This window comes from Janibacter melonis (genome assembly GCF_003721155.3).
GTDB lineage: Bacteria > Actinomycetota > Actinomycetes > Actinomycetales > Dermatophilaceae > Marihabitans > Marihabitans melonis.
The window spans coordinates 1,898,666-1,912,097 of sequence record NZ_CP044548.2 but is presented as its reverse complement, the minus strand read 5'-3'; the positions used below and the strand labels follow the sequence as shown (position 1 = coordinate 1,912,097).

Here is a 13,432-nt window from a genome sequence, read left to right as displayed (position 1 = left end):
TCAAGGAGGTGGTCTCGAGGCTCCTCGCTGGGCTCGTCGCACCTCGACCAGCGGAGGGGGCGGGTGTCTCAAAGTGAGACGGGGACCCCCTTCTGCCCCCTTCGCCGGCTGCCTAGCGTCGGAGGCGTCCCGAGACGACGACGTCGGGGTCACCGTCCGCGACGACGAGGTCGCGGGAAGGAGAGGTCCATGTACACCAAGGACGGCGAGAGCTACTTCATCGTCGACGCCCACATCGCCCTGTGGGACGCGCGGCCGGAGAACCTGCGCAACGAGCACGGCAAGCAGTTCATCGACTGCTTCTACGACTACCACCGCAACCTCTCGCCCGAGAGCGAGACGTGGAGCTACGAGGACTACCTCTACCAGGGCGGTGACCGCCTCATGAAGGATCTCTTCGAGGACGGCTACGTCGACCACGCGATCTTCCAGCCGGCCGCGCTCACCGAGTTCTACCACCGCGGCTTCGGGCAGACCGAGGAGGCCTTCGGGCTGGCCCAGGCGCACCCCGACAAGCTGACGTACAACCACAACTTCGACCCGCGCTACGGCGAGCAGGGGCTCGACCAGCTGCGGGCCGACCACGAGCGGATGGGCTTCACGGGGGTCAAGCTCTACACCGCCGAGTGGCACGGCGAGTCGCGCGGGTGGAAGCTCGACGACCCGTGGGCGTACAAGTACTTCGAGGAGTGCCGTGCCCTCGGCATCACGAACGTCCACGTCCACAAGGGCCCGACGATCCGCCCGCTCGACCGGGACGCCTTCGACGTCGCCGACGTCGATCACGCGGCGACCGACTTCACCGATCTCAACTTCGTCGTCGAGCACGTCGGGCTGCCGCGCCTCGAGGACTTCTGCTGGATCGCGACCCAGGAGCCGAACGTCTACGGCGGGCTCGCCGTCGCCATGCCCTTCATGCACACCCGGCCGCGCTACTTCGCGCAGATCATCGGCGAGCTCCTCTACTGGATCGGCGAGGACCGCATCTTCTTCTCCAGCGACTACGCGCTGTGGACGCCGCGGTGGCTCGTCGAGACCTTCGTCGACTTCCAGATCCCCGAGGACATGACGGAGTACGCGCCGATCACCCTCGAGCAGAAGAAGAAGATCCTCGGTCTCAACGCCGCGAAGATGTACGGCATCGACGTGCCCGCCGAGCTGCAGCTGCCGGACGCTGGGGCGACGGAGACTGGCCCGCGCGACCCGTCGGCCGCCGACCTCGCGAGCGTGTGACGTGAGCGTCATGACGAAGGGGTGCGAGGTCACCCTCGACGACGTGAGACGAGCCCTCGGCACGGTGCTCGACCCCGAGCTCGACGAGCCGATCACCGACCTGGGCTTCGTGCGCTCGGCAGAGGTGGGGGAGGGCACGGCCGTCGTCCACCTGCGCCTGCCGACGTCCTTCTGCTCGCCGAGCTTCGCCTACCTCATGGCCTCCGACGCCAAGGACGCGCTCGACGCGCTCGACGGGGTCGAGCGCGTCGTCGTCGAGCTCGACGGCCACCACGACTCGGCCCTCATCAACGCCGGGCTCGCAGCCGACGCGGGCTACGTCGGGACCTTCGGGCGCGAGGCCGAGGAGAGCCTGGAGGGGCTGCGGTCCGTCTTCCGCCGCAAGGCGCACACCGCCGCCTCCGAGCGCAGTCTCGCCGAGCTGCTCCGGGCCGAGCCCTCCCTTCGCGAGGGCGACGTCGGCAGGGTCCGGCTCGGTGACCTGCCCCCGGGCCGGACCACCGACGCCCTGCGCCGCCGGCGCGAGGCGCTCGGTCTGAGCCTCGACGACGACGCCCTCGTCCTCGTCGACCACGACGGGCGCGGGTACGCCCCCGACGCGGTGCTGATGGCGCTGCGCCGGGCCCGCGCCACCCGGGTCTCCATCGACGGCAACGCCCACTTCTGCCGCGGGCTGCTGCGCACCCGCTACGACGGGTCCGGCGCCGACCAGACCCCCCGGCTCGACGGCGCCGAGCCGGGCGACCACCACCACCTCATCCCCCTCACCGTGAAGGAGCCCACCCGATGAGCAGCATGCGAGCCGTCCAGGTCGTCGGCTACCACCAAGACCTCGAGATGACGCAGGTCCCGGTGCCGGAGGCCTCCGGGCCCTGGGACGTCGTCGTGCGGATCGGCGGGGCGGGGGTGTGCCGCACCGACCTGCACATCCTCGAGGGGCAGTGGGCGGAGAAGTCGCAGGTCGCGCTGCCGTACACGATCGGCCACGAGAACGCCGGGTGGGTGCACGCCGTCGGCTCGGCGGTGACCAACGTGCGCGAGCGCGACAAGGTGATCCTCCACCCGCTCATCACGTGCGGTCTGTGCCGTGCGTGCCGGCGCGGCGACGACGTGCACTGCGAGACGAGCGCCTTCCCGGGCATCGACACCAACGGCGGCTACGCGGAGTACCTGCGCACCTCGGCCCGCTCGGTCGTGAAGATCGACGACTCCCTCGAGCCCGCCGACGTGGCCGCGCTCGCCGACGCGGGTCTCACGGCGTACCACGCGGCGGCGAAGGCGGCCCGCCGTCTCACCCCGCGCGACACGTGCGTCGTCATCGGCGCCGGCGGTCTGGGCCACATCGGCATCCAGGTGCTGCGGGCGCTCAGCCCGGCGCGGCTCGTCGTCGTCGACCGCAACGAGGCGGCGCTCGCGCTGGCCCGGGAGATCGGCGCGCACGAAGGGGTCCTCGGCGACGGGTCTCAGGTCGAGGCCGTCCTCGAGCTCACCGGCGGGGTCGGTGCAGAGGTCGTCGTCGACTTCGTCGGCGAGGGCGGGTCGACCGCCGAGGGCATCGCGATGACCCGCCAGGCCGGCGACTACCACGTCGTGGGTTACGGCGAGAACGTCGACGTCCCGACGATCGACCTCGTCTCGAGCGAGAAGAACGTCATCGGCAACCTCGTCGGCTCGTACAACGACCTGCAGGACCTCATGGCGCTCGCCGCCTCGGGGGCGGTCACCCTGCACACGCAGAAGTACGCGCTCGACGACTTCCAGCAGGCGGTCACCGATCTGGACCAGGGGGCGGTGCGAGGGCGCGCGATCCTCGTGCCCTGAGATCCGCCGAGGTCAGCGGCACGGGCGGTGGTGGAGGCGGTCGAGCCTCCCCACCGCCTGGTTGACGAGGAGCATCGACGCCAGTGCGAGGGCGAGCGCGGTCCCCACCCCGAGCGGACCCATGGCCACGGCGACCACGGCGGCGAAGGTCGCCGTGCCGGGCACGACGGCGAGGGTGCCGCGCAGCAGAGTCCGGGCGGGGGCTCCCCCTTCGTGCCGGTGAGTGCCCGGCACGACGACGGAGACGACGAGCGGCACGGCCGCGAGGATCCCGGCCAGGGACGGCCCGAGGACCGAGCTGGAGGCGACGAGCGTCGCGACGAGCACGCCGGTGAGCGTGGCCCGGCCGGTGAGCTCGCGGGCGCTCGGCCCGCCGGTGGTCGAGAGGGAGTGGTCTCGAGGCCGCTCACCGCGGCCGGCGAAGGGGGCGGGGCGCCACCGCGCCAGGGCGAGGAGCGCCAGCGGCACGACGACGAGGGCGATCGCCCAGGGGGCTCGGTCGGTCCATGCGTGGGTCGCGGCACCGACGACGAGGAGCGTCGGCACGACGCAGGCCATGACATGCAGAGGTCGTGAGGTGGCGGTGGTCCCGAGCGCGTAGAGCGTGACGAAGGCGAGGACGAGGAGCTGGCCGGCGAGCACGCCCCGCGCCGCGACGGTGGCGGCGGGCACCCCTTCGCCCCACGCGAGGACGAGGAGGAAGGGGCCGGAGGTGAGCGGCAGCCCGATGAGCTGGCCCGAGCGGCGCGGGCCGAGGCGGTGCTGGGCCCAGCCGGCGAGCAGGACGGTGAGCGGGGGGAAGAGGAGACGGAGGAGGAGTGCTTCCACGTCCTCTGACGCTTCCACGGATGGTGCCTCAGGTGGTGCGGACCTCTGGGTCCCACACCCCGCTGTGCCGAGGTATCTGCGGTGATTGACGCACATGACCACGGATCCTGCGACCATGGCCCGTATGGACGCCATCGACCGCCGCCTGCTGCGCCTGCTCCACGAGGACGCCCGCACGACCTACCACGACCTCGGGCGCGCGGTACGGCTGTCGGCCAACACCGTCTCCGAGCGGGTCCGGCGGCTGCGCACCTCGGGCGTCGTCAAGGCCTACCGGGCCGAGCTCGACCCCTCCGCGCTCGGTCGCCAGCTCGTCATGATCAGCGACATCCGTCTGCGCGAGGGCATGGAGCGCTCGGTCTTCGAGGACGGCGTGCACGAGGTGCCCCAGGTCGTCTCGGGCAGCCGGCTCACGGGGGAGTACGACTTCCAGATCCGGGTGGTCTGCGTCGACGCGACCGAGTTCGAGGGGGTCGTCGACGTGCTCAAGCGCGAGCACGGGGTGCGCGAGTGCCGCAGTCGTCTCGTCCTGCACGACATCGAGATCGACCAGAGTCGCCTGCTCGACCTGTGACCACCCCTTCGCCCGCCCGGACGCAGACGAGCGCCCCGCCCGACGGGTGTCGGGCGGGGCGCTCGGGGGTTTGGATCAGGCGAGGGTCTTCGCGTCGATGACGAAGCGGTAGCGCACGTCCGAGGCGAGGACGCGCTCGTAGGCCTCGTTGACCTTCGCGGCCTCGATGACCTCGATGTCGGAGCCGATGCCGTGCTCGGCGCAGAAGTCGAGCATCTCCTGGGTGAGGGCGATGCCGCCGATCATCGAGCCGGCGAAGGAGCGACGGCCGCCGATGAGCGAGAAGACGTTGACCTCGAGCGGCTCCGGCGGGGCGCCGACGTTGACCATCGTGCCGTCGACGGCGAGCAGGCCGAGGTAGGAGTCGATGGCGATCTTCGCGCTCACCGTGTTGATGATGAGGTCGAAGCGGCCGGCGAGGTCCTCGAAGGTCGTCTCGTCGGAGGTCGCGTAGTACTCGTCGGCGCCGAGACGCAGGCCGTCCTCCTGCTTCTTCAGCGACTGGGAGAGCACGGTGACGTGCGCGCCGAGGGCATGCGCGATCTTCACGGCCATGTGGCCGAGACCGCCGAGGCCGACGACGGCGACCTTCGAGCCCGGGCCGACGCCCCACTTGCGCAGCGGCGCGTAGGTGGTGATGCCGGCGCACAGCAGCGGGGTCGCGGCGGCGGGGTCGAGGCCCTCGGGCACGCTGAGGACGAAGTCGGCGTCGACGACGACGTGGGTGGAGTAGCCGCCCTGGGTGATCGTGCCGTCGCGATCGGTCGCGCCGTACGTGGCGACGTTGCCCTCGACGCAGTACTGCTCGTCGCCGTTGGTGCAGTTCTCGCAGCGGCCGCAGGAGTTGACCATGCAGCCGACCCCGACGCGGTCGCCGACCGCGTGGGTGCTGACGTCGGAGCCGACCTCGCGGACGATGCCGACGATCTCGTGGCCCGGCACGAGCGGGAAGGCCTGCGGGCCCCAGTCGCCGTTGACGGTGTGGATGTCGGAGTGGCAGATGCCGGCGTACTCGATGTCGATGAGCACGTCGTTCGCGCCGACCTCGCGGCGCTCGATCGTCGTGGGGACGAGCGGCTCGCCGGCGGCGGGCGCGGCGTAGGCGTTGACCTGCATGGGTGTGTCCTCGGTTCTCGGGGTGGGGATGGGGGTGACGAAGGGGGTCAGGACCGGCCGACGCGCGTGAGGTCGTCGGCGAGAGCCCTGGCCCGCGTGGAGAGCTCGGCGGCGCGGGCGTCGTCGCCCGCCTGGACCGCACGCCAGTAGTCGACCTTGAGGGCGACGTAGCGCTGGCGAAGGGCGATGGCCTCCGCCTCGCGGGCGAGGCGCTGCTGCTGCTCGGCGAGCAGCTCGGCCTGCTCCGCGGCTGCGGAGGGGCCGAGGCGCCCGTTGGCGACGTAGGTCCTCATGTCGGCGACGGACAGGCCCGTCGCCGCGAGGCAGGCGACCCAGGTGAGCTGGTCGAGGTCGGCGTCGTCGTACACCCGGTGACCGCTGCTCTCGCCGCGGCGCACGGGGTCGATGACGCCGATGGACTCGTAGTACCGCAAGGTGCTCGCGGGCAGACCGGTGAGGGCCGCCGCCTCCTTGATCGTGTACTCGCGCTCGGTCGTCGTGCTCACAGATGACGACGCTAAGAACTTCGAGTACTTGAAGTCAAAGCGCTCGTGAGCCGTGTCCAGGGTCGCTCACGGCGAGTGCCGGAGCACGTGCGGGCGTCCGGGGCGAGCGGCGCATGCCGTGCGAGCCCGGGTCGACGAGGGCTAGGCGAGCTGGGCGACGACGATCGCGAGGATCGCGAGGAAGGGCGGCAGCAGCTGCTTGAGCGCGGCCGAGGTCTTCGTGCGGTCCGAGAGCATGAGCACCAGCCCGGCGGCGACCATCGAGCCGGTGCCGACGAGCACGAGGGTGAGGCCGACCGCGCGCTGGTCGGCGACGACGAGGACGATGCCCAGCGCGATCTCGATGGCGAGGAAGAGGTTGTAGAAGCCCTGGTTGTAGGCCAGCGGCTTGGTGATCTCGGCGACCTGGGGGCTCTCGATGCCGAAGGTGCGCCGCGCCGCGTCACCGGTCCACTGCAGGGACTCGAGGACGAAGATGTAGACGTGGATGAGGGCGGCGACCGCCGCGAGCACGAGTCCGATGGCGAGCACGGGGCATCCCTTCGTCGACGGCCCGGCCGGCCCGGGTCCGCTCGAAGCGTCCCACGACCGTCGGCGGACCGCTCCCGGACGCGCGGGCGGCCGGAGCCCCGCGCTCAGACGGCGAGCGCTCGGCGGCTTCCGGCCTGCACCAGACCCATGAAGGCGCCGAGCGAGCGGAGCTCGCCGGGGGTGCGCGGTGCGGCGTCGAGCAGGCGCGGCGACAGCACGACGTACGCGGCGTGCTGCCCGCGCGAGATCGCGACGTTGAGGCGGTGCCGGTCGAGCACGAAGCGCAGGCCGCGGCTCACGTCGTGCGCCGACGACGCCGCCATCGACAGCACCGCGACCGGGGCCTCCTGGCCCTGGAACTTGTCGACCGTGCCGACCTCGACCTCGGCCAGGCCGGCCGCCTCGAGGATGCCGCGCAGGGTGCGCACCTGGTGGTTGTAGGGCGTGACGACGATGACGTCGCCTGGGGTGAGCGCCCGAGTGCCGTGCTCGTCGGCCCAGGCCCGCCCGGCGAGTGAGCGGACGAGGTCGACGACCGCCGCGGCCTCCTCGGGCGAGCTCGTGCGGCACGCGAGGTGGTCGACCTCGACGACGTGGAGACCGGGCTCGACGCCCTCGAGCGAGCGGGCCGTCGTCACCGCCTCGTGGGAGCCGAGCTGGTCGTCGTAGGCGAGCCGCGAGACGTGCTCGGTGAGCTCGGGATGCATCCGCCAGGTCGTCGCGAGGAAGTACCCGTGCTCGGCGGGGATCGTCGCGCGGTCGCCGAGGAGCCAGCCCAGGGCGGAACGGTCGACCGGCTCGGGGTGCGAGCCCTGGCTGACCTGACCGAGCTGCTGGGGGTCGCCGAGGAGCAGCAGCCGCGCACCGGCTGCCGAGCACGCGATGGTCGGCGCGAGCGCGAACTGCCCGGCCTCGTCGACGACGACGAGGTCGAGCTGACGGCGCTCGATGCGCTTGGTGTTCGTGAGGTCCCACGTCGTCCCGCCGATGACGTAGCCCCGCCCGGCGGCTGCGTGAGCGGCGGCGAAGGCGGCGTGCCCGTCCTTGGGCAGCGTGGTGTGGCTCGACTCCTCGCCCTGGGCGGCCCGGCCCCCCTGCGCAGCCTTGCCCACCTGGTCGCGGGGCACCCCCGCGGCGACGACGCAGCCGAGCAGGTGCTCGACCGCGGCATGGCTCTGGGCGACGACCCCGACGCGCCATCCGTGCTCGAGCACGAGGTCGCGCACGACGCGGCTGCCGACGTAGGTCTTGCCGGTGCCGGGAGGCCCCTGGACGGCGAGGTAGGAGTCGTCCATCGCGAGCAGGGCGTCGCGGATGTCGGTGATCGGGGTGCCGCCGGCGGGCAGGGCCGAGCCGTCGCGCAGCCGCGGCGGGCGCCGCAGCAGCAGGTCGAGTGCCGAGCGCCCGAGGGTCGGCGTCGTCGTGTCGTCACCCGCGCCCGTGCCGACGCCGCCGGCGGCGAGCACGCCCTGGCCCACCTCGGCGATCGCCGCGGCGATGGTGGCCGTGCCGGGGGGCGCGGACGGGCCGAGACCGATCGGCAGGTCGTCGTAGGGGTCGGCGTCCTTGGGCAGGACCTCGACGAGGACGAGCTCGAGGAGCACCTCGCCGGTCTCGGGGTCGACCCGCTCCTCCTGGGCGAGCACCGTCATGTCGCGACACCCGTGCGGCAGGTCCTCCTTGGCGAGGCACTCGGGGCGGTCCGGCCCGTAGACGGCGAGGACCTTGCTGCCGACCCCGGCGCGCATGCCGCTGCCCTCACCGAGCACGCGGACCGTGCGCCGGGGGTTGCCGCTCGTGCCCTGGGCCCAGCCGGTGACCGTCTCGGCCTCGCGGACGACGACGACGTCGGTGCCACGTGCCCACTGCTCCGGCGGGGCCTCGAGCCGGTCGAAGTGGCCCCACCAGTAGGGCTTGTCCTCGCGGCGGTGGTACTGGACGGCGGCCGAGAGCATGGCGACGGCCTGCTGCTGCGGCGTGCGCTGCTCGGGCGGGGTCTCGCCGGCGAGCTCGCGGAGCGCCACCTCGAGCGGGTTGACGGGCTGCACCGCGGTGTCCGGGTCGGGCTTCGCACGCCCGGGCTGGGGCTCGACGCGGTGCTCCCGCGCCTGCCGGAGCAGCCAGTCGCGCAGCCGCAGCGTCGAGAGGCAGTCGTACTCGTTGTACTGGCGGATGTCCTCGAGCCGGCTCGCGGCGAGCGCGGTGTCGCCGTCGAGCACGGCCTGGGTGTAGCGGTGGTACTCGACGATCGAGTCCGCACCCCCGGTCACGCCCTCGTGGTCGCGGTCCTCGCCGCGCTCCATGTAGAGCGGCTCGAGACGCTTGATCGAGTACGACGAGGAGCCGACCCGCACCGCGGCGCGCACGACCGGGTAGAGGTCGACGAGCACCCCGTCGGCGAGCAGACCGTCGACGACCTCCTGGCCGACGGCGTGCCGGGCAGACAGACGCAGCAGGGCTGCCCGCTCGTAGTCGGCGTAGTGGTAGACGTGCAGCTCCGGCCAGGTCCGGCGACGCTCCTGCAGCCAGTCGAGGAAGTCGAGCAGCGCCTGCCGCTCGCTCACGCGGTCGTGGGCCCAGAAGCCGCGGTAGCGCTCGATGCCGTCCTCGACCCACAGGCACCCGAAGAGGTACTCGAGCCCCCAGTCGCCCGACCCGGGGACGTGCCACATCGGGTCGCCCTCGAAGTCGAAGAAGACGTCGCCGTCGCTCTCCGTGCGCAGGGCGGCCAGGCCCTGCGGGTGGTGCACCGCGAAGGGGAGGTCGCCCCCTTCGGCCGCCACCCGCTGCAGCTGCGCCTGCTCGCGCAGGGCGTCGAGACGCTCGGGTCGCATGCCCGGCACGACGGTGCCCTGAGGCAGGTCGGCGAGGTCAGCGACGGTGCGCACACCGGCCGCGAGGAGCTGGCCGTGCTGCTCGACGTGGACCCCGGCGACGAGGAGCACGTCGTCGCGGGCCTCGAGCTCGGCGGTGCAGTGCTCGCAGCGCAGGCAGGCCTCCCAGCGCTCGTCGCCCCACCGCACCGGGCCGTCGTCGCGCAGGTGGGCGCCGACGACGTCCGCGAGCCGCTCGCGCCGTGCACGGACGACGGGCAGCAGGTCGGCGAGCCGGGTGTCGCTCACCTCGTCGTCGCCGAGGACGAGGCGGACGAAGGGGGCCAGCCCCACCCCGTCGAGCGCGGCGACGGCCGCGCCGAGGACCTCGGCGTAGGCGCCGGTCTGGAGCAGGGCGGTGACGGACTCGCTGCGGGCGAGCTTCGCGTCGACGACGACCCAGGACCCGTCGTCCTCACGGACGAGGAAGTCGACGAAGCCGAGGAAGTCGCCGTCGTAGACGCAGGCCTGGTGGATGACGCGCACGGCGGGGTCGGCCATGAGCTGGAGGGTCTGCTGCATCCCGGCGGCGTAGCCGGCGGGGGTGCGCTCGGGGGCGGTCGCACCCCGCACCGCGCCGGGGTGGGCCCGGCTCAGCGCCGCGAGATGACGCTGCTCGTGGGCGGTGCCGAGCTCGGCCGCGCGCTCGACGACGGGGTCGACCTCGCGGCGCACCTCGGGGGAGCGGCCGGTGCGCACGTCGAGCTCGGCGAGCAGGGCGTGCTCGCAGGCCGTCGCGGCGCGCAGGTCCGAGGCCGAGAGCACGACGTGCTGCGGTGCGTCGGGCCCGGTGGCGTCACGGTCGATGAGGAGCATGCCGCCAGGCTACGAGCGAGGTCTGACACCTCAGACCCAGCTGGGGAACCACATCCGCCACTGCCAGTGCTCGTAGGGGATGACCTGGGCGGTCCACACGGGCCAGTAGAAGGCGAAGTTCGCGAGCACGAGCAGGGCGTAGGCGCCGATGAGGGCGTACCCGACCTGCCGGCGCCGCTCGCTCGCCCCGGCGGGCGGCACGAGCATCGCGAGCAGGTAGACGACCGCGAGCACGACGAAGGGCTCGAAGGAGATCGTGTAGAAGGTGAAGATCGTGCGGTGCTGGATGAAGAACCACGGGAACCAGCCCCCGACGAAGCCCGCGAGGATCGCACCGGCCCGCCAGTCCCTGCGCATGGCCCAGGCGACGACGAGCACGAGCAGCGCGGCGGTCGCGACCCACCAGATCGAGATGGAGCCGAGCGAGGTGATCGCCTTCGAGCACTTCTCGACCTCGCAGCCGATGTCTCCCGCCCCCTTCGACTCGTAGAAGAAGGAGGTGGGGCGCGACTGCACCATCCACGACCACGGGTTGCTCTCGTACGTGTGCGGAGAGGTGAGCCCGTTGTGGAAGGTGAGGATCTCGTGGTGGTAGTGCAGCAGCGAGCGCAGCGACTCCGGCAGCCACGTCACGCCCTGGCCGGGGTTGTCGGCCGCCCAGTGCCGCCCGTAGCTGACGTCGCTGCGGAACCACCCGACGAAGCTCGCGAGATAGGTCGCGAGGACGACGAGCGTCATCGAGACGCCGGCGAGGACGCCGTCCTTGAGCACCCCGCCGGCCATCCAGTGCCGCACGCCGACGGCGCGGCGGGCGCCGATGTCCCAGAAGAGCGTCATGAGGCCGAAGGCGGCGAAGACGTACAGGCCAGACCACTTCGTGCCGGTCGCCAGGCCGAGCATGAGGGCCGCGACGAGCCGCCACGGGCGCCACCACAGCATCGGCCCCAGCCGCCACCGGGTGCCGGCGGGTGCCGACGCGACCACCCTGGCGAGTCTCTCGCGGGACCAGTCGCGGTCGAGCAGCAGCGCCCCGAAGGCCGCGAGCACGAAGAACATGAGGACGATGTCGAGCAGCGCCGTCCGGCTGTGGACGAAGTGGTGCCCCTCGAAGGCGGTGAGGAAGGCCGCCGCCGTCCCGAGGAAGCTGCTCGCGAAGAGGCGCCGCGCGATCCGCCCGATCATGACGATCGAGATCGTGCCGAGCAGGGCGACCGAGAAGCGCCAGCCCCACGAGCTCGTCGAGCCGAAGATCCACTCGCCGAAGGCGATGACCCACTTGCCCACCGGCGGGTGGACGACCATGTCGCCCTCGGTCGAGCGGAAGACGTCGAGCGTGCCGGCCGTGAAGAGCGGGTCGACGACGTCGCCCTCGCCCTTCCAGCGCATCTCGGTGCCGTACTGCAGCATCGAGACGCCCTGCTTGACGTAGTACGTCTCGTCGAAGACGAGCTGGTGGGGACGGTCGAGCCGCCAGAAGCGCAGGATGCCGCCGAGGACGGCGAAGGTCAGCGGCCCCCACCAGCCGAGCAGCCGCTCGCGGCGCGAGTCCCAGGTGGGCAGCAGGCCGAGCAGGCGGGTGCGCAGGTCCTGCAGGCGGGCCGCGTCAGGCCCGGGTCGACCCGCGGAGGAGGCGCGTCGACCCGCGACAGAGCCGACGCGATCCATGGGCCGCATCGTAGGCGAGACTGCTGCTATGCCCCTGATCCTCGCTGCGACCCCGATCGGCGACCCGCGCGACGCCGCGCCCCGCCTCGCCGAGGAGCTCGCGGGTGCCGACGTCGTCGCCGCGGAGGACACCCGCCGGCTGCGCCGCCTGTGCGCCGCCCTCGACGTCACCCCGCGCGGCCGGGTCGTCAGCTATCACGAGCACAACGAGGCGTCGCGGACCTCGGACCTGCTCGACGCGGTGGCGAAGGGGGAGCGCGTCGTCCTCGTCACCGACGCGGGCATGCCCTCGGTCTCCGACCCCGGGTACCGGGTCGTCGCGGCGTGCGCCGCCGCCGACCTGCCGGTCACCTGCGTCCCCGGGCCGAGCGCGGTCCTCATGGCGCTCGCCGTGTCGGGGCTGCCAGTCGACCGCTTCTGCTTCGAGGGCTTCCTCCCGCGCAAGGAGGGGGAGCGGCGCCGCACGCTCTCCGAGCTGCAGACCGAGCGCCGCACGATGGTCTTCTTCGAGGCGCCCCACCGGCTCGCCGCAACCCTGACGACGATGGCCGAGGTGCTCGGGGCGGACCGCCCGGCCGCCGTCTGCCGCGAGCTGACGAAGACCTACGAGGAGGTGCGAAGGGGTGGCCTCGCCGACCTCGCGCAGTGGGCGGTCGAGGGCGCCCGCGGCGAGATCACCGTCGTCGTCCAGGGCGTCGACCCCGCGGCGGTGGCGGCGACGATCGAGGACGGCGCAGCTCGGGTCGCCGAGCTCGTCGCCCAGGGAGTGCGCCGCAAGGAGGCCGCCGCGCAGGTGGCCTCCGAGACGGGTCTGAGCAAGAAGGCCCTCTACGACTCGACCCTCGGCGCCTGAGGCGGGTCCCCCTTCGTGAGGTCCTGGGCGAGCATGACGATGATCCCGCTCGGGCCGCGGAGGTAGGTGAGCCGGAAGGCGTCCTCGTAGGTCGCGACGTCGCGCAGCGGGTGGCACCCGTGCCGGGCCGCGACCGCCAGGGACTCGTCGATGTCGTCGACGGTGAAGGCGACGCGGTGCATGCCGATCTCGTGCGGCTGCGTCGGCTCGGTCTCGACCGGCTCGGGATGGATGTGCTCGAAGAGCTCGAGCCGCCCGTGGCCGTCGGGCGTCTGGAGCATCGCGATCCGGGCGTGGTTGCCGTCGAGGCCGACCGCCGTGTCGGCCCACTCGCCGCTCACCTCGTCGCGCCCGAGCAGGCTCAGACCGAGGTCGGTGAAGAAGGCGATCGCCTCCTCGAGGTCCCGGACGGCGATCCCGACGTTCTCCAGCGCGATGGGCATGTTACCCACGCTACTGAGCCTGGCGTGCCCCGCAGGGGTCGGAGGATCGGTGCTCAGCAAGACTTTCGTCGGGTTCGCCCGAGTCTCTTACTCCTGCAAAGGCGGGGTTTATCGGGTGACCCGAGAAACCTGGGGCGGGTGGGACGTCGGACCCGGGGGCTCACCGAGCACCC

Annotated in this window: 12 protein-coding genes; 5 read left to right on the top strand and 7 right to left on the bottom strand. The window is 72.4% G+C overall.

Annotated features, from left to right (window positions below):
- Positions 1–189 precede the first annotated feature (189 nt).
- The 3 genes from EEW87_RS09020 to EEW87_RS09010 are packed head-to-tail and all read left to right on the top strand — an operon-like array spanning position 190 to position 3,054.
- Positions 190–1,233: an amidohydrolase family protein gene (locus EEW87_RS09020; protein ID WP_123092328.1), complete on the top strand. Its 1,044-nt coding sequence runs from the start codon at positions 190–192 to the stop codon at positions 1,231–1,233.
- Between the two features lie 10 nt (positions 1,234–1,243).
- Entirely contained in the window at positions 1,244–2,023 is a 780-nt protein-coding gene (locus tag EEW87_RS09015) for a metal-sulfur cluster assembly factor (protein WP_123092395.1), read from the top strand.
- Positions 2,020–3,054, top strand: coding sequence for an NAD(P)-dependent alcohol dehydrogenase (locus EEW87_RS09010; protein ID WP_163562405.1), 1,035 nt, complete (start codon positions 2,020–2,022; stop codon positions 3,052–3,054). The genes EEW87_RS09015 and EEW87_RS09010 overlap by 4 nt, the downstream gene beginning before the upstream one ends.
- A gap of 12 nt (positions 3,055–3,066) precedes the next feature.
- On the opposite strand, the gene EEW87_RS09005 is transcribed toward EEW87_RS09010, so the two are convergent.
- Positions 3,067–3,882, bottom strand: coding sequence for a hypothetical protein (locus tag EEW87_RS09005; RefSeq protein ID WP_123092327.1), 816 nt, complete (start codon positions 3,880–3,882; stop codon positions 3,067–3,069).
- A 115-nt stretch (positions 3,883–3,997) separates the two neighbouring features.
- On the opposite strand from EEW87_RS09005, the gene EEW87_RS09000 reads away from it, so the two are divergent.
- Positions 3,998–4,456: an Lrp/AsnC family transcriptional regulator gene (locus EEW87_RS09000; RefSeq protein ID WP_205473695.1), complete on the top strand. Its 459-nt coding sequence runs from the start codon at positions 3,998–4,000 to the stop codon at positions 4,454–4,456.
- A 75-nt stretch (positions 4,457–4,531) separates the two neighbouring features.
- Here EEW87_RS09000 and EEW87_RS08995 read toward each other — a convergent pair whose 3' ends face one another.
- The 5 genes from EEW87_RS08995 to EEW87_RS08975 form a co-directional block, all read right to left on the bottom strand.
- Positions 4,532–5,572 carry an NAD(P)-dependent alcohol dehydrogenase gene (locus tag EEW87_RS08995; RefSeq protein WP_123092325.1) on the bottom strand — a complete coding sequence of 347 codons (1,041 nt, stop codon included), beginning with the start codon at positions 5,570–5,572 and terminating at the stop codon, positions 4,532–4,534.
- 47 nt (positions 5,573–5,619) lie between these two features.
- The gene (locus EEW87_RS08990) at positions 5,620–6,078 is read right to left on the bottom strand and encodes a MerR family transcriptional regulator (protein WP_068276760.1); all 459 of its coding nucleotides are present in this window, start codon (positions 6,076–6,078) and stop codon (positions 5,620–5,622) included.
- Between the two features lie 141 nt (positions 6,079–6,219).
- Positions 6,220–6,609 (bottom strand): DUF1304 domain-containing protein, encoded by a 390-nt coding sequence (locus tag EEW87_RS08985; RefSeq protein ID WP_123092324.1) that lies wholly within the window; start codon positions 6,607–6,609, stop codon positions 6,220–6,222.
- A 104-nt stretch (positions 6,610–6,713) separates the two neighbouring features.
- The gene (locus tag EEW87_RS08980) at positions 6,714–10,298 is read right to left on the bottom strand and encodes a TM0106 family RecB-like putative nuclease (RefSeq protein WP_123092323.1); all 3,585 of its coding nucleotides are present in this window, start codon (positions 10,296–10,298) and stop codon (positions 6,714–6,716) included.
- A gap of 30 nt (positions 10,299–10,328) precedes the next feature.
- The gene (locus EEW87_RS08975) at positions 10,329–11,963 is read right to left on the bottom strand and encodes a dolichyl-phosphate-mannose--protein mannosyltransferase (protein ID WP_123092322.1); all 1,635 of its coding nucleotides are present in this window, start codon (positions 11,961–11,963) and stop codon (positions 10,329–10,331) included.
- 28 nt (positions 11,964–11,991) lie between these two features.
- Here EEW87_RS08975 and rsmI point away from each other — a divergent pair, with 28 nt between their 5' ends.
- The gene (gene rsmI, locus EEW87_RS08970) at positions 11,992–12,816 is read left to right on the top strand and encodes a 16S rRNA (cytidine(1402)-2'-O)-methyltransferase (RefSeq protein ID WP_123092321.1); all 825 of its coding nucleotides are present in this window, start codon (positions 11,992–11,994) and stop codon (positions 12,814–12,816) included.
- On the opposite strand, the gene EEW87_RS08965 is transcribed toward rsmI, so the two are convergent.
- Entirely contained in the window at positions 12,792–13,259 is a 468-nt protein-coding gene (locus EEW87_RS08965; RefSeq protein WP_123092320.1) for a VOC family protein, read from the bottom strand. The two genes, rsmI and EEW87_RS08965, sit on opposite strands and share 25 nt — an antisense overlap.
- Positions 13,260–13,432 lie beyond the last annotated feature (173 nt).